19 protein-coding genes and 1 pseudogene are annotated in these 16,986 nt (G+C 40.7%); 15 read left to right on the plus strand and 5 right to left on the minus strand.

Translation table 11 applies throughout. The features are described 5' to 3' along the window. The first annotated feature begins 2 nt into the window (after nt 1-2). The 6 genes from ACTSEZ_RS01630 (at nt 3) to ACTSEZ_RS01655 (ending at nt 5,189) form a co-directional block, all read left to right on the plus strand. Nucleotides 3-695: a zinc metallopeptidase gene (locus ACTSEZ_RS01630; protein ID WP_369732424.1), complete on the plus strand. Its 693-nt coding sequence runs from the start codon at nt 3-5 to the stop codon at nt 693-695. Nucleotides 696-749: 54 nt separating this feature from the next. Next, complete coding sequence (locus ACTSEZ_RS01635) at nt 750-2,051, plus strand: hemolysin family protein (RefSeq protein ID WP_369732425.1); 1,302 nt, start codon at nt 750-752, stop codon at nt 2,049-2,051. 231 nt (nt 2,052-2,282) lie between these two features. Continuing rightward, on the plus strand, nt 2,283-3,029 hold the full coding sequence (locus ACTSEZ_RS01640) for a class I SAM-dependent methyltransferase (RefSeq protein ID WP_369732426.1): 747 nt from the start codon (nt 2,283-2,285) through the stop codon (nt 3,027-3,029). 103 nt (nt 3,030-3,132) lie between these two features. Then, entirely contained in the window at nt 3,133-4,206 is a 1,074-nt protein-coding gene (locus ACTSEZ_RS01645) for a bifunctional transcriptional activator/DNA repair enzyme AdaA (RefSeq protein ID WP_369732427.1), read from the plus strand. A gap of 29 nt (nt 4,207-4,235) precedes the next feature. Next, entirely contained in the window at nt 4,236-4,613 is a 378-nt protein-coding gene (locus ACTSEZ_RS01650) for a VOC family protein (protein WP_369732428.1), read from the plus strand. Nucleotides 4,614-4,724: 111 nt separating this feature from the next. After that, complete coding sequence (locus ACTSEZ_RS01655) at nt 4,725-5,189, plus strand: hypothetical protein (RefSeq protein ID WP_369732429.1); 465 nt, start codon at nt 4,725-4,727, stop codon at nt 5,187-5,189. A gap of 9 nt (nt 5,190-5,198) precedes the next feature. Here the strand turns inward: ACTSEZ_RS01655 and ACTSEZ_RS01660 are convergent, their stop codons facing one another. Next, nucleotides 5,199-5,792 carry a TetR/AcrR family transcriptional regulator gene (locus ACTSEZ_RS01660; protein ID WP_369732431.1) on the minus strand — a complete coding sequence of 198 codons (594 nt, stop codon included), beginning with the start codon at nt 5,790-5,792 and terminating at the stop codon, nt 5,199-5,201. 84 nt (nt 5,793-5,876) lie between these two features. On the opposite strand from ACTSEZ_RS01660, the gene ACTSEZ_RS01665 reads away from it, so the two are divergent. From ACTSEZ_RS01665 to ACTSEZ_RS01705, 9 genes are all read left to right on the plus strand, one after another. Then, nucleotides 5,877-6,428: a hypothetical protein gene (locus ACTSEZ_RS01665; RefSeq protein ID WP_369732432.1), complete on the plus strand. Its 552-nt coding sequence runs from the start codon at nt 5,877-5,879 to the stop codon at nt 6,426-6,428. A 105-nt stretch (nt 6,429-6,533) separates the two neighbouring features. Then, nucleotides 6,534-6,725 carry a hypothetical protein gene (locus ACTSEZ_RS01670; protein ID WP_320155750.1) on the plus strand — a complete coding sequence of 64 codons (192 nt, stop codon included), beginning with the start codon at nt 6,534-6,536 and terminating at the stop codon, nt 6,723-6,725. Between the two features lie 77 nt (nt 6,726-6,802). Then, nucleotides 6,803-6,967, plus strand: coding sequence for a hypothetical protein (locus ACTSEZ_RS01675; protein WP_369732433.1), 165 nt, complete (start codon nt 6,803-6,805; stop codon nt 6,965-6,967). A 269-nt stretch (nt 6,968-7,236) separates the two neighbouring features. Beyond that, nucleotides 7,237-7,605, plus strand: coding sequence for a YwqH-like family protein (locus ACTSEZ_RS01680; protein WP_369732434.1), 369 nt, complete (start codon nt 7,237-7,239; stop codon nt 7,603-7,605). 15 nt (nt 7,606-7,620) lie between these two features. Further along, nucleotides 7,621-7,902: a YwqI/YxiC family protein gene (locus ACTSEZ_RS01685; RefSeq protein WP_369732435.1), complete on the plus strand. Its 282-nt coding sequence runs from the start codon at nt 7,621-7,623 to the stop codon at nt 7,900-7,902. Between the two features lie 7 nt (nt 7,903-7,909). Next, the gene (locus ACTSEZ_RS01690) at nt 7,910-9,955 is read left to right on the plus strand and encodes a T7SS effector LXG polymorphic toxin (RefSeq protein ID WP_369732436.1); all 2,046 of its coding nucleotides are present in this window, start codon (nt 7,910-7,912) and stop codon (nt 9,953-9,955) included. Nucleotides 9,956-9,974: 19 nt separating this feature from the next. Continuing rightward, entirely contained in the window at nt 9,975-10,499 is a 525-nt protein-coding gene (locus ACTSEZ_RS01695; protein WP_369732437.1) for an Imm6 family immunity protein, read from the plus strand. Nucleotides 10,500-11,109: 610 nt separating this feature from the next. After that, complete coding sequence (locus ACTSEZ_RS01700) at nt 11,110-11,595, plus strand: DUF6985 domain-containing protein (protein ID WP_369732438.1); 486 nt, start codon at nt 11,110-11,112, stop codon at nt 11,593-11,595. Nucleotides 11,596-11,755: 160 nt separating this feature from the next. After that, entirely contained in the window at nt 11,756-12,229 is a 474-nt protein-coding gene (locus tag ACTSEZ_RS01705) for an SMI1/KNR4 family protein (RefSeq protein WP_369732439.1), read from the plus strand. 407 nt (nt 12,230-12,636) lie between these two features. Here the strand turns inward: ACTSEZ_RS01705 and ACTSEZ_RS01710 are convergent, their stop codons facing one another. From ACTSEZ_RS01710 to ACTSEZ_RS01725, 4 genes and pseudogenes are all read right to left on the minus strand, one after another. Further along, on the minus strand, nt 12,637-15,537 hold the full coding sequence (locus tag ACTSEZ_RS01710) for a DEAD/DEAH box helicase (protein WP_369732440.1): 2,901 nt from the start codon (nt 15,535-15,537) through the stop codon (nt 12,637-12,639). Between the two features lie 108 nt (nt 15,538-15,645). Beyond that, nucleotides 15,646-16,047: a (deoxy)nucleoside triphosphate pyrophosphohydrolase gene (locus ACTSEZ_RS01715; protein WP_369732441.1), complete on the minus strand. Its 402-nt coding sequence runs from the start codon at nt 16,045-16,047 to the stop codon at nt 15,646-15,648. Between the two features lie 72 nt (nt 16,048-16,119). Then, nucleotides 16,120-16,289, minus strand: a pseudogene (locus tag ACTSEZ_RS01720) (MFS transporter); the annotation flags it as partial. A gap of 205 nt (nt 16,290-16,494) precedes the next feature. Then, on the minus strand, nt 16,495-16,665 hold the full coding sequence (locus ACTSEZ_RS01725; protein ID WP_369732442.1) for a DUF3934 family protein: 171 nt from the start codon (nt 16,663-16,665) through the stop codon (nt 16,495-16,497). Between the last annotated feature and the right edge of the window lie 321 nt (nt 16,666-16,986).

Below are 16,986 nucleotides of genomic sequence, written 5' to 3' on the forward strand. Positions count from 1 at the left end.
AAATGTTTTTTCATCCGATGGATTTCCTGATTCTGATTGCATTGGGAATTTCAATCTGGGCACAATTCAGAGTGAAAGGCAACTTTAAAAAGTGGGCGGAAGTCCCGACGCGCACTGGTTTATCAGGTTTTGAAACAGCACGAAGACTTCTTGACAGAAACGGTTTACATCATGTCCCTGTAGAACCTGTGAGGGGAATGCTGTCTGATCATTATGATCCGGTTCAGCGCGTTGTGAGACTGTCAGAAGATGTTTATTATGGAAGGTCTATTGCATCTGTTTCCGTGGCTTCACACGAAGTCGGCCATGCGATTCAGCATAAAGAATCATACAAAGCTCTTGTTTTTCGGCATAAACTTTTCCCTGTAACAAATTTGGCATCAGGAATAGCTCCATTCCTTTTTATCGGGGGCATGCTTCTTCAGCAGCTTTCACTGATTGGAATCGGGATTATCTTTTTTTCAGTGGCGGTGGCCTTTCAATTAATCACGCTTCCTGTGGAGTTTGATGCAAGTAAACGTGCCAGAAATCTGATGATCTCAGACGGCATCTTGTACAACGAGGAAGAAAAAGGCGTGAAGAAAGTACTGAATGCAGCCGCATTAACATATGTTGCAGGTGCGATGATGGCTCTCTTTGAGCTAATTAAATTTGTCATGATTTTTGTGCAGGGAAGTCAGTCAGAAGAAGGCTGAAACTAAACAAAACTTTTATTGGAGGTGTAGGTCTTACCCGTGTAAGACCGCTAGTTGACAACCATAAATCTTTTATTGATTGTTTTATTAATTGCATTAACTGCTTTTTTCGTTGCGACGGAATTTGCCATTGTTAAGGTCCGAAGTTCAAGAATTGATCAGCTGATTGCAGAGGGCAGAAAGGGCTCGCTTGCAGCAAAAAAAGTCACAACACATCTTGATGAATACTTGTCTGCCTGTCAGCTTGGAATCACCATAACAGCACTCGGGCTTGGGTGGCTTGGAGAGCCGACAGTTGAGAAACTCCTGCACCCATTGTTTGAACGATTTGATATAAACGAAACGATGACCCATATTCTTTCGTTCGGAATTGCATTTGCCATTGTCACGTTTCTGCACGTCGTAATCGGTGAGCTTGCTCCAAAAACGGTTGCGATTCAAAAAGCCGAAGCGGTCACGCTAGTATTTGCGGTTCCAATCATCTGGTTTTACCGTCTTATGTTCCCATTTATCTGGTTCCTGAACGGTTCAGCAAGAATTCTGGTTGGTCTGTTCGGTTTGAAGCCTGCTTCTGAGCATGAAGAAGCGCACTCTGAAGAGGAGCTTAGAATTCTCCTTTCAGAAAGCTATAAAAGCGGAGAAATCAATAAGAACGAACTGAAATACATGAATAATATCTTTGCGTTTGATGAAAGAGTTGCAAAAGAAATCATGGTTCCAAGAACGGATATTGTATCCATTTCAATTGATGACTCTTTTGAAAACATTTTTGAGATTGTCAAAAATGAAAACTACACACGTTATCCGGTTGTTGACGGGGATAAGGATAACATTAAGGGCTTCATCAATATCAAGGAATTGCTTACAGCTGCAGTCATGAACAAGCAGGATCCCCACACATTGAAAATTGCCGATTACATTAATCCTGTCATTAATGTAATTGAAACCATCGCCATTCACGATCTTCTTGTAAAAATGCAGAAAGAGCGTACACACATGGCCGTGCTGATTGACGAATACGGAGGTACTTCAGGGCTTGTAACAGCTGAAGATATCTTAGAAGAAATCGTCGGGGAAATCAGAGATGAATTTGATGAAGATGAAGTTCCAGAAATCCGCAAGCTGAACGAAGGGCACTATATCCTGGATTCAAAGCTGCTGATTGAAGATGTCAACACATTGCTTGGAACAACCTTCAATACTGAAGAGTTGGATGTCGATACAATCGGCGGATGGTTCCTGACGCATCATCTCGATGCTGAAACCGGAACCGAAATCGAAGCCGAGGGCAATTTGTTTAAAGTATTTGAGAAAGACGGAAATCAGCTTCGCTATTTGGAAGTTATCAAATCATAATTAAAAGAACCAGTTCAATTTGTTGGACTGGTTCTTTCGTGTCTGGATTATTGAAAAATATGAATTGTGAAAATTCTATTCTTTTGACATAATTCTAGTAACAAAACGTTTAAACAGACAGGAGACTGACATGAACCCATTTCATCACGAACGATAACAACACTTTGCATCAATTAGAGGTCCTCCCCAATTCATTGAATAAGCCATAAAAAATGACAAGGAGGAAACAGGATGAAGTTTGAGGAGTATATGAAAGAAGTGGAAAGACCCTTCACAGGATGGGACTTTTCCTTCATCACAGAAACCGGAAGAATGCAGAGCGGTCTGCTCTCATGGTCTTACGGAAGCATGGCGCAATCTCTTATTTCTGATGCAGCATCCATGCTGGATATGGGTACAGGTGGCGGTGAATTCTTATCGAAACTCCAGCCGTTCCCTGCATCTGTTACTGCAACAGAAGGATATGAACCGAACGTATCGGTTGCTAAAAACAAACTGGAGCCACTGGGCGTGACCGTTGTTTCCATTGATAACGATGCAGAACTTCCTTTTTCGGACGGTAAATTTGATTTGATCCTAAACCAGCATGAATCCTTTGACCCTGAAGAAGTCAGACGCATCTTAAAAGAGGGAGGACTCTTCCTGACACAGCAGGTTGGCGGTCTGGATTGTCTGGGAATAAATGAGGCTCTTGGTGTGAAGCCAAATGAGGAATATCTCCAATGGAATCTTTCGAACGCCGTACATGGACTTAAAGAAGCCGGCTTTACCATACTGTTTGCAAAAGAGGAGGATCCTTCTCAGCGTTTTTATGACATTGGGGCTCTCATCTATTATTTAAAGGCCATTCCCTGGCAGGTTCCGGATTTTGCCCCTGATCTTTTCAAAGAGCGGTTGCTAACGATTCATAATGAGATTTTAGAGAAGGGCTTTTTTGAAGTGAAGCAGCACAGGTTTGTGGTGAAAGCCAGGAAATGAACCTTTAGTGTGAGAAAAATTGATGTTCATTTTTCTGGTTTTCGATTCGTTTCCTTTTGTTAAGATACCAGTACCATTAGTCTTTATAAAGGAGAAAAACCAAATGATACATGATCAAAAAATGATCGATCACTACTATAGCATGCTGATTGAGAAAAATTCATCGTACGAGGGAACGTTCTTTGTCGGGGTGAAAACAACGGGCATCTTTTGCAGGCCGACTTGTCCTGCGAAAAAGCCTTTAAAAGAAAACTGCGAGTTTTTCAAAACAGCTCAGGAAGCAGCGCTTGCTTCTTACAGGCCCTGCAAGAGATGTCATCCGCTCAGCACACCGAGCACGCTGTCGCCGGAAGTGAAAAAACTCGTGGCTGCCATTGAGGAAAATCCTCAGCGAAAGTGGACAGACAAAGATTTTGATGAGCTGTCTATTACTGCGCACACCGCCAGAAGGCAATTTAAGAAACAGTTCGGCATGACCTTTATCGAATACGCGCGTTCAAGGCGCCTCGGGATGGCCTTTCAGCACATTCGAAACGGAAAACCTTTGATTTACACTCAGCTGGACAGCGGCTATGAGTCAGGAAATGGCTTCCGCGATGCCTTTGCCAAAACAATGGGGGCAGTCCCGAAGAAAAACAGGGACATCCGGCTGTTTACGGCAAAATGGATCGAAACCAAGCTTGGTCCAATGGTTGCTGTTGCGGATGAAGAAGTGCTTTATCTAGTTGAATTTGTTGACCGCCGGGGATTGGAAAAAGAACTGGAGAACATTAGGGCCAAACACTCTGCCGCCATAGTTCCTGGGACCAATTCAGTTCTTGAACAAATTGAACGTGAGCTGAACGATTACTTCGCGGGTAAATCTCTTACGTTTGAAACCCCCATTTATTCGGATGCGGGTTCTGAATTTCAGCGAAACGTATGGAGGCTTCTGAAAGAGATTCCGCCAGGCGAAACCATCAGCTACAAGGAGCTAGCCGTTAGGGCGGGCAATCCTAAAGCGTACAGAGCCGTTGCGCGGGCCAATGGCGCCAACCAGCTTTGCATTTTGATCCCTTGCCACAGAGTGATAGCTTCTGACGGCGGTCTCGGCGGCTACGGAGGCGGAATTCAGCGAAAAGCATGGCTGCTTGAATGGGAGAGGGAGCATGCGAGAGCTGCAGTTGGAAGGAATTAGCTAATCTAAAAGCGGAGAGGGCTGTGCAAATGAATTTATCGATGAAATACGTCATTCTGTATGTAACTGATTTCGAAAAATCAATGAAATTTTACCGTGATCAACTTGGTTTGAAGGTGAAAATGCACCAGGGAACATATGTTGAATTTGACACCGGGGCGACGACTTTATCAATAAATACGCGTGAGTCCGTACAGGAACTAATTGGACTGGACATGCCCGAGACCGATGCGCCCCAGAGCTTTGAAGTTGGATTTACCGTTGAGAATGTTGAATCAACAATTGAAAAGCTGCGCAGCGCCGGCGTACCTGTAGTAAAGGAACCAACAGTGAAACCATGGGGACAAACGGTCGCCTATGTAACGGATCCGGACGGTCATTATATTGAAATTTGCACGGCTATGTAACTAAAAGAGCGGTCACTGACTAGAATCAGCGATCGCTCTTTTGTTCTATAACTGAATGATTTTCCAGGGATAGGAGAGATTATACCTATCAATCCTGTGAGGAGAAACGGTATGCTCAATGACTTTATCATCTGGTCGTCGTTTATTGTTCCATGGCTGTCACTGTTTTTCTTGGACAAGCAAACCATCAAACGGTTCATGCCGGTCGCCATCTTTGCCTCGCTCCTTGTAACGGTGCAGAATGAGCTCGCCTATACATACAAGTGGTGGGTGGTCAAAGAAACCATCCTGCCGCAGATTATTACCTATTTTCCGTTCGTATACGGAGCATTTTTGGTCGGAACAATCTGGATTTTTTATTTCACCTTTGGAAACTTTAAGCTGTATTTGCTGATCAACCTTGCAATTGATGCTTTGTTTGCTTTTCCCTTGAATGAGTGGTTTGAAAGCCTTGGTCTGTACAAGCTTGTGAACTATACAAACTTGGAAATTCTTTTCACCTTCACACTCATGGCGGTGCTGATCTATCTCTATCAGCTCTGGCAGCAGGAAGTATTAAAGGGAGGGCCGGAATAGCCCTCCCTTTTAAAACGTACAAATGGATTTCAAATGATACTGTAGCGCATCCATCATCTTCTGCTGCGGAAAAGAAACAGGATGCAGCAAATGATGCACGGCAAGACCATCGACAAATACATGCAGCCTGACCGCTTCTTCATCCGGATCACACTCTTCTTTCAGCAGGCCAAGATTGACGAGCAGCTGAATGATTGCGCTGACCCCTTCTTTCATTTCCACATAAACATCTTCACTTAAAGCACGCAGCTTTGCATCTACGAGTGTTTTGACGGAGAAAACGAGCCACACCTCCATTTCCAGTCTTCTCTCATCATCAATCGGAAGCAGCTCCGACAGGGCCTCTTTTATAAGGTCGATCGGATCCCCTTGATACGTTTTGGACATTGTCCGTTCTTTTACCCGTTCAGAAACAAGGTTCATGGAATATAAAAGCAGCTCAGACTGTGTGGAAAAGTAGTGCCTCAGGGCTCCCGCAGACAGTCCGGTCGCCTTTGCAATCTTCCGCACCGTCGCCTGCTCGATGCCTTCCTCGGCAATCACTTTCCACGTGGCTTCGGCTATTTGCTGTTTTCGCTGGTCATGATCAATTATTTTTGGCATGTCTTTATTATAACACGGTTGTATTATAAAAAACATTCTGCTACTATGAAATCATACACTTGTGTTAAATAAGGGGGAGCTTACTTGATTGGCTGGCTGATTATTGCATGTGAAATTGGATTTTGGGTCTTTGTATTAGCAGGTTTGGCTGCAAGGTATCTTTTGAAAAAGAAGAAACTTGGCGCATTTTTACTGATTTGTACGCCGGTTGTTGACTTAGTGCTGCTTGCAGCAACTGTGCTTGATTTGAAAAATGGCGCAACCGCCACCATGGTGCATGGAATTGCGGCCATATACATTGGAGTCAGCGTTGCGTTCGGCCACAGTATGATCAAATGGGCGGACCGGCACTTTGCCTACAGATTTGCCAATGGGGAAAAACCGCCGAAGAAGGCTAAGTACGGAGCAGAACATGCGAAGCGTGAACGGGAGGGCTGGCTTCGCCATCTCCTTGCATGGGGAATCGGAGCAGCCTTTCTTGGCGCGATTATTTTATATATCAACAATGGACAGCAGACAGATCAGCTATTTAAAACACTGCAGATCTGGACGCTTGTCCTTGGTGTCGATTTTCTCATCAGCTTCAGCTACACCTTGTTCCCAAAGAAATTGGAGACAAAAGGACAGGATATGTAAAGGTATGAAAGGCGCACATTCTTCATTGAATAGCGCCTTTTTTGCATGATACAAATTGTCGCAGGCATACCAATAATTAAAAGCTTTTAAAAAGGGCTGATCAACTTGAAGCGAAATCCATATGTTCCGCTCATTGCCGGACTAAGCCTGATTTTCTTCGTTTATGTGATCGTCACGACCATCAAACATGTGAAAGTATATCTTGTCTACAGTTCGGGTCTCGGGCCGTTTATTCTAGGGGGACTTATCCTGGCAGTGATTTTGGTGCTGATTGTGAAGGGGAGCGGGTACAGGTAGCAGTTTGAGCGGATGAAACTTTCTTATGCTTGAAACGTATAATCATTATACGTATTTTCAGGAAAGGAGACCGCTCAATGGTAAACACAGGGGACGTAATCTTTCAGCTTTTTACCCTTGTTCTGGTGTTTGGCATCCTCTCACTTATCATCATTTTATTACGATCAAGGAAAACAACAAAGAAGCGGATTGATCGACTTGAAAAAGAGGTAATGGAGCTAAAATCAGAAACAAAACGATAATTTTTAGAAAACATCTGATTGTCTCCCGCATCAGGTGTTTTGTTCATTTCCTGGAGAAAGACATGATAAATTGCGGTCCCGCTTTGCGGATTTCGATAAAAAACTGCGGTGTTTTTGGTAAGTCCATCACGCTAAGTGAAAGGGAAATAGGCAGTTAGACTCATTAAAAAATGTGTCGAATCTGCAAACAGGGACTAAATACTAATAGGTATAAATGGGAAATAGTGCTAAAATTTGAAGAGGTAAGTATACACAGGAGGTGCAAACCTTTGTCTTTATCAGCCCAAAACGCAAAGCTGCGCGACTTGGAAGAAAAGCTTCAGCGGTTGCGCACATGCAGCAGTCAATTGTCAGATCATCAGTATGACTTTTTCAGCAGCCGGCACCTCGCGGCAGAACCGGAGTTAACGTCTAATACGTGGTACGGTGAGCTGTCCAATGAGTTTAATAGAATTGGGGAAAACGATATACAGCCGGCACATGAGGAGATTCACATGGCTCAATTTCGTGAAGTTTTCCAGGTGCTGGATCAAAAAATTCAGCAGATTATGACGGAGATTAACAGTGTAAAGGCAGCCATTGCCTCACTTGAAGCAGAAGAGCGGAGAGAAGCATTGCTTTCGGAAAAAACCCGGTAAAGGGAGAGGAACGGATTGGGAACGGAAATAAAAATCCATTACGGAGATATAGAAGAAGCACTGGGTGCCATGAAATCAGCTATCCATGCCTTTCAGACCGATTTTCCGACAGGCATCGGAGCGGGAAATGAACTGGAAGCAATAAAAAAGCTGAACGAAGTAAATGAAGCATGTCAAAAAGCGATGGAAACCTATAAAGAATTGCTGATGCTTAACGCAGACGCAACCCGGCAATCGGTCGATCAGATGAAAAAAGCAGACGAACATCTTTCCGCTGCGATCGCCGGAGGAAGGTGAGGAACGGATGACACATGTACTTGATGCTGATGCCTTTCACTCGGCCATTGAAAAAACGAAAGAAAGAATAACATCTCAGACAGCGCAGATCAAGCAGCTTGAAACGGCGGTAAAGGGAATCATTGATCTAGATGATGCCTTCAAAGGCGAAGGCGGGGAGGCCATCCGCTTTTTCTATGAAAAGCATCACCTCCCTGTCATGGCGAGTTACTCTGCCTTTCTCGCACACTATCAAACAACGCTCGACAGCATGAAAAAATCACTCCACAACCTGGAGCCCTCCCGTTCAGGCTATATCCGCCGGAGTTTTCTTGACCAGCAGGTCGAACAGGATTTAACCAGAGCCAGAGAGCGGACAAACCAGCTGACGAACGAAACGAACGCCACCATTAACAGGGTCGCTGACATCGTAGCACTGCCGAAAATAGACGACCGCTTCTTCGCAGAAATGGTGGAGAAAGCGAGACGAGAAAAAAATCAAACGAGCGAACAGCTCTCAGAATTCGACCATCGCCAGGCTTCGCTCCTGACGAACCTTGAGAATGAACTGCAGACGGTCGTAAAAAAAGTAAACGACTTGCAAAATCTTTTCCAGCCGGCTACTGTAAAAACAGATGGACAAGTCCAGGGCGCCAGCTGTGAAAAACCGGCCAACACAGATGTAAAAGAGGACAAAAATCTCCTCCAAATCATCGGAGATGTCTTTGTCGGAATCGCCGAAGGAATCTACCAGTTTGTCAAAGATCTCTTCGTCGGCCTCTTTGACCTGATCATAGCCATTTTCACAGATTTCCCGGGACTGGTCATGGGCATCATAAACGCCGTCATCAACATCGACGAAACCATCGGCGCCATGATAGGGGCCCTTGAAGCTGCATGGGAACGTGACGTCATCAACGGCGACGCCCGCAGCAGATCACGGTTCTTCACATACGGCATCGTCTCGGCCGCCGCCACCTACTTCACATTAGGCCTCGACAAAGTCAGCAAAGCAGGCAAACTGAGCAAACTAGGAAAACTGGCCGAGGCAGAAAAACCAAAAAGCATACCCTTCAACGTCATGGACACCGCAAAACTCAAAGACTACATGAAGGAAAACGTCATAAAAGAAGCCCACCGCTACAAAAAACAGATCAGCGACTTTGTCCAGTCCAACCTGTTCAAAACCATCGTCAACATGAAAGCCCTCAGCAACCAGGCAGCGGACATCTATCGCAAAGCTAAGCATGTATTGAATCCTGAGAAAATCAACGTTCTTTTAAAGAAGACGTATGAGGATGTTGTGAAGGGGCCGCTTGTTCGGACGAAGATGGGTGTGGGGCGAATGGTGGATGCTGTGATGAATACACCAATTTCAAGAGCACTTGCATTCAATGAACCTATGGATTCGGATACTTTGAGGGATGTAGCAAAAAATGCTGGGGATACAATTGTTAATGCTTCGAAGAGTGTTGAGAGGGTTGTTGGGGATGTAAGTGGTAAGATTGAAGATTTGGTCAGGGGTACGGGTAATAGGAAAATCCAATTAGATAAAGAAGAATTGGATGCACTTCGTAAAAAGTGGAATGTTCCTGAAACTAATACTATTGCAGTAGGAAAAACGGATGTTAAAGGACTTGAACATTTGACTTTTGAAGGCGGATCACCAGAAGTTAGAAAAGAGGCAGGATTACCTTCATTAGATTCAATCTTACCTAACAGGGAGTTCAGAGCTCCATATGATCATCTGAAAAATCCTAAATTAGCACAGTTTACGAGGCATGCGGAAGAAGGAGTATTAAATGAATTTGATTCCGCAATTAATAAAGCTGGCATTGCACCAATTTCAGTAACAGGTATATTGAAAATTCACCAATCTAACCCCCGAGGTGTCTGTAATAAATGTAGTAAGGGGTTACTGAAACCTTATCCCATCGAGAAAAGTGGAATATTTTTTCAGGCTAGTAAAAAATATCCTAATTTAATTATAGATGTAACATCAGAAGTTGATAACAGTGTTAAAGTAAATGGATTGTTATCTTTCAAATTAAAAGATGGTAAAATTATTAAGTAAATTATCTTAGGAGGCAACTATGAGAAATTTATCGTTTCATGACTTACAAATAGAAGTTAAAGTCGGCTTTGTTTTAACAATTGCTGAAAAAGTGTTTATTAAAATTAGTGTAAAAGATGAAAGATACTCAGATGGTAGAGAAGCTTTAGATAAGTGTTGGTCATGGGTTGAATCTCAAACAGTTACTGGGGACGAATTATATGAGCTTATTGATAATCCAGACTTTACAGGGATTTCTGAATATGCAGAGGAAGAAGATGACTTAGATATTGCTAGAATTTGGTCCTTAATGGTTGATGCTGTCGCTTATACATCTTGGGAAGCATTCAAGAGTGAAGGAGTGAAGTACTTACCTCAATCATTAGAAGGAATCTCAACTGACAGTATTAGCACTATATTGGAAAGTGCGGTTGAAACCAGCTTTGTGAAAGAAGAAGAAATTAATAGAATGGTAACAGTTGTTAGTGAATATAGTGAATCAGATTTAGAAAGGCTTAACAAGAAAGAAGATTTTTTAATTCTATTTGATTATAAAAATGTGTGAAATATCAACTTGTATGCTAAGAGAAATTTTGAAATGGTGGATGTTTATCGTTTAAAGCAAAGTTTTTTGTGAAAACTAATTAATTTGTTAATGACATAAATTTATACACTGCTCATAATAGTCAAAAAAAGCGCTTGCTTGCCAATTAGGTAACAAGTGCTTTTTATTTTATTATTAATTCAAACTTTGACTAATTTAGAGATACTTTTGAATTAATAATCCTCAATAGGAAATTAGCACAATCAGTGGGACGATTCTAACGCTTTCACGCTGTGATGCAAGCAGCCATACAAGGAGCTGGTTCTCTAAAACCGGCCACCATGGAAATGATAGAGGAAAAAATGAGTAAAAAAATGGGATGCCTTTTCTCCATTTTCTATGGTGAGATCAAGTTAGAAAAAATCACTATTGAATGAAAACCTAATTTTTCAACTGCTGATGAAGAATTAGCAAAAGAATGTAGTACTCCTGAACAAAAGTGGACAGCAAAAGACATAGTGACTGGAGAGAAGAAAATAATATTCGTACCAGGAAAGATTAAAAGAGTCTTTAAACATTTGAGTGGAGTTGGCGAATATAACATAAAAGTTGAGTTGGGAGAGAAAATAAAATGACAGTGATTAATGATGAATTGTTTGGAGAACTTGAATACAAAAAAAATTTCTGGCGAGGCGAAATGACTATTAGACTGTTTAACATCGAGAAAAAAATACTATTGAGTGTTGATGCGCATGAAGACGCTGCTTTTTCAAATACTCAAAGAGATGCATTCCAACACTTTATTCAAGTTATGAACAATATTATGAGCGAGGTGGAAAAGAAAGTCTATAAGTACTATATTGAGAATGTCGAAGACTATAGAGAAATGGTAGGTGATGATTCACAAATAAAAAAAATTGCACCTAAGATAGATTCTTTAACTGGCTTAGCAGACTTAGTGAAACCAACTGAATTAGTTGTAAGAAAAGTTAGGAGGAATGGTAAGAAAAGATTAGGGTTTTTGTGTGATGTGTCTTGGGACATTGGGGATGGATTGGGTATAAAAATTGAAGATGAAGTTGTAGAAGAAGTAGGATATCAGGATTTAGTTTTATAAACATACAATGATAGAAAGATGAGCGGAAGAAAAATAATAGTTAGCATGTAATTATGAATTTAAGTATCAAATGCTTTTTTATGTAATGAGATTGGTTGAACACAGTAAGAAAACATTAGAATAATGACCTCATGATATATCTTTAAAGAGAGGATTAAAAATGAAATTTAAAGATGAGTCGATTATTTATCCCTTGCCGGACGATATTTTGCTTTCTGAAAAGGAAAGAAAGTGGAGAATAACTTTACCAGAGACTTACAAAGAATTTATAAAAAAATATAATGGTGGTACTCCTTTAAATGATAGTTTTAAGTGTAATAATCATATCTTTGCAATTGATAGGTTTCTATGTATTTTAAACGTAACTGGGGAAAGAGATGATGAGTATTACAATATAGGAGTAGTTAGAACACAATTAGACGAAAGAATTGTATTTGATGAAAACTTAGTAGGTACTGAACTGCTGCCAATAGCTGTTTTATTTGCAGGTGACTTTGTTTGCTTAGATTATCGTAACAATGCTGAAAAGCCTACGGTATGCGTGTGGATTCACGAAGAGTCTTCAGATTTAAATCCCGTAACATATTTTACAAGCAATAGCTTCAAAGAATTTCTAAATATGTTAACAGAATAGGTATTTTTTAGGTAGTATCAAACCTTTATTGAAAGCTCGTTAATCAGTTAAATAAATATAAAAGCACTTGATTGTCTAATAGGCAACATGAGCTTTTTGTTTTTGTGAGAAATTTAGGTTTTGAACGACATAGAAAATGTCAATAGGATTAAATAATCGCATGACTAAAGGCACGCTAACTGAGAAATCAAACAAGAAATACAATTATGCTAGTAGCACGGTAAATCGAATTTTAAAGAGCTGGAAAAAATCTTGGTATCAACTAAAAAAAATCCTTAATTGAAAAGTATATTTCACAAAAGCTTGCACCAGAAAATGGGCAAGCTTTTGTATTTTACAATACTTTTTTTTTACATAATGTTTACTTGAATGATTTGAGGATGAAAAACTTGCAAGAAACTACGCTTTTAGTTTGTTTCCTCTTCCCCACTCACAAGATACTGATAAACCTTATAATCAACCGCCTGCTCCATGACCATATGAACATGGACAACCGGAAGCTCTTTTCCATTAGCGATCATCTTGCTTTGGTAAATGTTCTCTTGATCTGGGTGGGCCTTGCCTAAATAATAAAAATCACTGCCTTCCCCATCTTCCTTTTTTACAAAAATATGGAGGTCAATGTTGTTTTCATCAGCTCGGATGATTTCTTTTACTTCTTTTGATTTAAGCGTTCGATTGCTTCTCGTGAACCATTTTAAAAGGTCCTGACTAAGAAATTCATCTCCATAATTTATACTTTCTTCTACTTCACTTTTCTTATGGTACGTAATAAAAATAGGGCAGGTTTGGTGCTTCGTTTTGTACCCATATACAGTCGAGCTTTCGTCATTCTCCCAGTTGAGAAGCTTACAGACATCTTTTCGTGAATACTTCTGATTAATTGTTAGTAGCTGATCGCATTGAAAGGATTTGGTCTTAACCTTAGCACTCTTAATAAGATCCTCAACCATTCTACTAAAATAAGAATTGGTTAACAGTTCCTTCACTGACTGACTAAAAGTAAAGTCTTCTCCATTTAGTACAACAATTGGTCGATCTCCATATTTTTTTCGACTAACTTGTGTAAAGAAGGAGAGGTCGAATACTCGACGAACAGAGGTAAGCGTCTCTGAGCTCAATTTACAATCGTGTTGTAGCACTTTTTCCGTAAACAGCTGAATACTTACTTTATCTTGCTTCATCAAAAGGTCTAGCAATACAATTTCATGCAGACGTTGTCCATTTAGTACCTCTAAGGAAAGCATGGTGAGGACCTTGCTTTCATATTCTGAGATAACCGGAACATCTTCTTTTATTTTCTTTAAAAATTGATAGTAATTGAAATGCTCTTCCACGATAACGACTGGATCAATAGAGTTATGCTGAATAAAATCATATAGCTCGGGTATTCTTCCGATGCGATTTTTCAGCTCTACATATGCATCCTTTAGCACTTTTAATGATGTTAATCTACTGTTTGTAATTGCCTTAAAAATTTGCTTCTTGGCAATTTCTTCAAAATTAATAGTAGACACGCCTTTAATATAGCTTGTATCCTTCACATGACGGCGGATGTTGTCCTTGTTTTGTGACTTATCCCCAGATAAGGCGACAGGGATCAAGTAGTTGTTTTTGTAGTTACCGATAAAATCAATGATGGTTACGTATTCTTTGGAGGCATGCTTACGAAGACCTCTTCCTAGCTGCTGAATAAAAATGATGCTGGACTGTGTTTGCCTAAGCATCACCACTTGATTGATGCAAGGAATATCAATGCCCTCATTAAATATATCGACCGTTAAAATGTAATCGAGTTTTCCATTTTCAAGCTGGTTTACCGCTAATGTTCTCTCATCCTGAGAGTTTTCCCCCGTCAAGGAAGTGGTACGTAACCCTCTTTGGTTTAATTCAAATGAAAGCTTAGATGCCTCATCTTTTCTACTACAGAAGATTAATCCTTTGACTCTATCACCATAGTGTCCATAGTAGTAGAGCTTCTCTACAATGTGATCTACCCTTTCCGTATCAACCAATTTGGAAAAGGAAACCTCTTCATCTAGCAGCTCTCCGTCATAGACCATGTCGGTGACACCAAAATAATGAAATGGACAAAGCATATCTTCTTCTAATGCTTCTTGCAAGCGGATTTCGTAGGCTATATTGTAGTCAAACAGCTGATAAATATTAAAATCATCTGTCCGTTCAGGTGTAGCTGTCATTCCCATTAAAAACTTTGGTTTGAAATAATCGATGACTCGACGGTAAGAGGATGCACCAGCTTTATGTACTTCATCAATTAAAATATAATCAAATTCTTCTGGGTCAAATTGATTTAGATTCGCCTCTTTTGAAATCGTTTGAATTGTTGCAAAAAGATATTTCGCTTGTGTTTGCTTGTTATTTCCAGAGTAAATGCCAAAGTCAGATTCGATTCCACCTAAAATCTTTAGAAAATCAGTTTTGGCCTTCGAAAGAATTTGTTCACGGTGTACGATGAAAAGCATCCTTTTCGGAGCAAAGCGACGAACATCAAATGCCGATAGGTACGTTTTTCCTGTTCCAGTGGCAGAGATAATAATGCCTTTATCTTTTCCAGCCTTTCTCACAGCAGCAATTTGTAGTAAGGCTGCATCCTGCATCTTATTGGGGACAATTTTCAGAGCTTCCTCTATAGCATTCGTTTCATAAGGAGCGGGCATTTCAATTAATTGATTGATTTCATTTGGTCTTGCTATGGGGGTGTATGACTTTTCGTATGCTTCTATCCAATCAGAAGTAAGAAGATGGGCACTCTCCCACACCTCTTCAAACTGATTCTTAAAATGATGAACAATCTCCCCATTTTCATGAGAAGTAAGCTTCACGTTCCACTCATAATTTACTTTTAAGGCATGTGCTGTTAGATTTGAGCTGCCTACGATAAGAGAATAATGTGTATGATGTTTAAAAATATATCCTTTCGAATGGAAACCTTTTATATCAGTTGTCCGCACTTCTACATTTTCTAGCTTTAAAAGCTCTTTAAATACCTTCGGCTGGTTAAAGTTTAAAAAGGTAGACGTTAAAATTCGTCCACGAATTCCTTTGCGCTTTAAATCTAACAAATGGGATTTTAATGTGGCTAATCCACTCTCTGTAATAAAAGCAACCGAGAAAATAAAGTCGATGCTTTTCTCTAATTCCTCTAGTACAGCGTTTAGTACATTTTCATTTTTCTGAGTGTTATTTACTAACAATTCAGGTCGGAAATTACCTGAGCGAGTATGCTTCTGATCAATAAACCCTTTATATAAAGAAGCCGTTAAGTTCTCAACTAAATTTGACATAGTATCCCCTTATTTACCAAGTATTCTTTCATTCTATGATACTATGGTAAATCCTGCAAATATGTGGGAAATATAATAAGCTACCCACAATTTGTGAGTAGCTCTTTATTAATTAGCGCAAGATTCTCTGGAGATCTTTTCAATAGCAGGCACATCTGCAGGAGCCCAATCTAGAGTGTCCAGCTCCCCTGGCACTAGCCACTTCATTGCCGCATGCTCGGTTAAAACCGGCTTGCCTTCCTTCAGCTGGCAGTAAAAAGTGGTGAGGTGGACAATTCCAAAGTCATATTCATATACCGTTGTTTCAATTTTCTCCCCGATTTCCACCTTGCAAAGCATTTCTTCTTCAATCTCCCGGCGCAGCGCTTCCTGAGGTGTTTCCCCCTCTTCAATCTTCCCGCCTGGGAATTCCCATTTTAGCGGCAGCACCTTGCCGTTCCCTCGTTGGGCACAGAGGATTTTGTCGTTTTCAATGATTACTGCGCCAACCACATGAATGTTCTTTTTCATAGCAACCTCCTAAAATCGTCGTAATTCTGTCTTCATTATAACTTACCTTAGAGACAGTTGAAACGCACGAGGGACTGCCATTCCTCCTAAAAACAGTCTCTGAAAGTCATATAGTTTCAGTTTCATCATCCCAATCATTGGACCTACAGAGATGGCTATTGTTTCACCAACACCAAAATACCCCATTCCTTCACCCCGACGTCCTTAGGAATGATCTCGGCAGCAAGTGTGGCAAAGTAGCTCGGGCCTTGGTCCGTTTATCCTTAGCGGGTTATTGCTTGCAGTGATTTTAGTTCCGATCGTAAAGGGAAGCGGTTATCGGTGAAAAATCAGATTGCAGCTTATATGGATCAGTCTTATATTTTTTCATATTTCTTCTTGATGTAGATTTCAGGTTTTTCTACAATAAAAAAAGACCCAAAAAGGATCCATGTGCTTTCAATCATATTATTCTTTTGAGCTTTTTTCTTCGGTTTGCTGTTTCGTGCCTTTACTTGTATAAGGCTTAAAGCTCTTCTTTTTATTGGCGCTAGCCTGCCAGCGATTCCAGCCCTTTTTGCCGGTTCCGCCGCCTGTCCCGCCTTTACTGCTCTTCGTTTTTGCTTTAGCTTTACCCATGCGATCACTCCATTATAATTGAACACTGACTTGCAGCGTGTTTATTTCAAGCGTATTAGTACTACACTACCACAAACATTAGACCTTATGTAAAAACCAAAAATAGTTCCAATATTCGGTTTAAGTTTTACGATTCAATGCTTCAATCACTTCATTCGCACTTCCGCAATGCCTTAACAGCCCTCAAAGGTCCCATTCAGCATACGTCCAGTATCCCCGATAATCCTGGCATACAAAGCACATGCCGCTTCTTTATTGACTCTTCGTAAATAATTTCAATTACATTTTTTCATAGAGAACCAGTCGAAAAAGATTTTTCTA

It is taken from the genome of Metabacillus mesotrionivorans (assembly GCF_052171315.1).
GTDB lineage: Bacteria > Bacillota > Bacilli > Bacillales > Bacillaceae > Bacillus_P.

Coding starts and splice junctions, on each gene's coding strand:
- ACTSEZ_RS01630 (WP_369732424.1), top strand. CDS start 3: ATGTTTTTTCATCCGATGGATTTCCTGATTCTGATTGCATTGGGAATT.
- ACTSEZ_RS01640 (WP_369732426.1), top strand. CDS start 2,283: ATGAAGTTTGAGGAGTATATGAAAGAAGTGGAAAGACCCTTCACAGGA.
- ACTSEZ_RS01645 (WP_369732427.1), top strand. CDS start 3,133: ATGATACATGATCAAAAAATGATCGATCACTACTATAGCATGCTGATT.
- ACTSEZ_RS01650 (WP_369732428.1), top strand. CDS start 4,236: ATGAATTTATCGATGAAATACGTCATTCTGTATGTAACTGATTTCGAA.
- ACTSEZ_RS01655 (WP_369732429.1), top strand. CDS start 4,725: ATGCTCAATGACTTTATCATCTGGTCGTCGTTTATTGTTCCATGGCTG.
- ACTSEZ_RS01660 (WP_369732431.1), bottom strand. CDS start 5,792: ATGCCAAAAATAATTGATCATGACCAGCGAAAACAGCAAATAGCCGAA.
- ACTSEZ_RS01675 (WP_369732433.1), top strand. CDS start 6,803: ATGGTAAACACAGGGGACGTAATCTTTCAGCTTTTTACCCTTGTTCTG.
- ACTSEZ_RS01690 (WP_369732436.1), top strand. CDS start 7,910: ATGACACATGTACTTGATGCTGATGCCTTTCACTCGGCCATTGAAAAA.
- ACTSEZ_RS01695 (WP_369732437.1), top strand. CDS start 9,975: ATGAGAAATTTATCGTTTCATGACTTACAAATAGAAGTTAAAGTCGGC.
- ACTSEZ_RS01700 (WP_369732438.1), top strand. CDS start 11,110: ATGACAGTGATTAATGATGAATTGTTTGGAGAACTTGAATACAAAAAA.
- ACTSEZ_RS01705 (WP_369732439.1), top strand. CDS start 11,756: ATGAAATTTAAAGATGAGTCGATTATTTATCCCTTGCCGGACGATATT.
- ACTSEZ_RS01710 (WP_369732440.1), bottom strand. CDS start 15,537: ATGTCAAATTTAGTTGAGAACTTAACGGCTTCTTTATATAAAGGGTTT.
- ACTSEZ_RS01715 (WP_369732441.1), bottom strand. CDS start 16,047: ATGAAAAAGAACATTCATGTGGTTGGCGCAGTAATCATTGAAAACGAC.
- ACTSEZ_RS01725 (WP_369732442.1), bottom strand. CDS start 16,665: ATGGGTAAAGCTAAAGCAAAAACGAAGAGCAGTAAAGGCGGGACAGGC.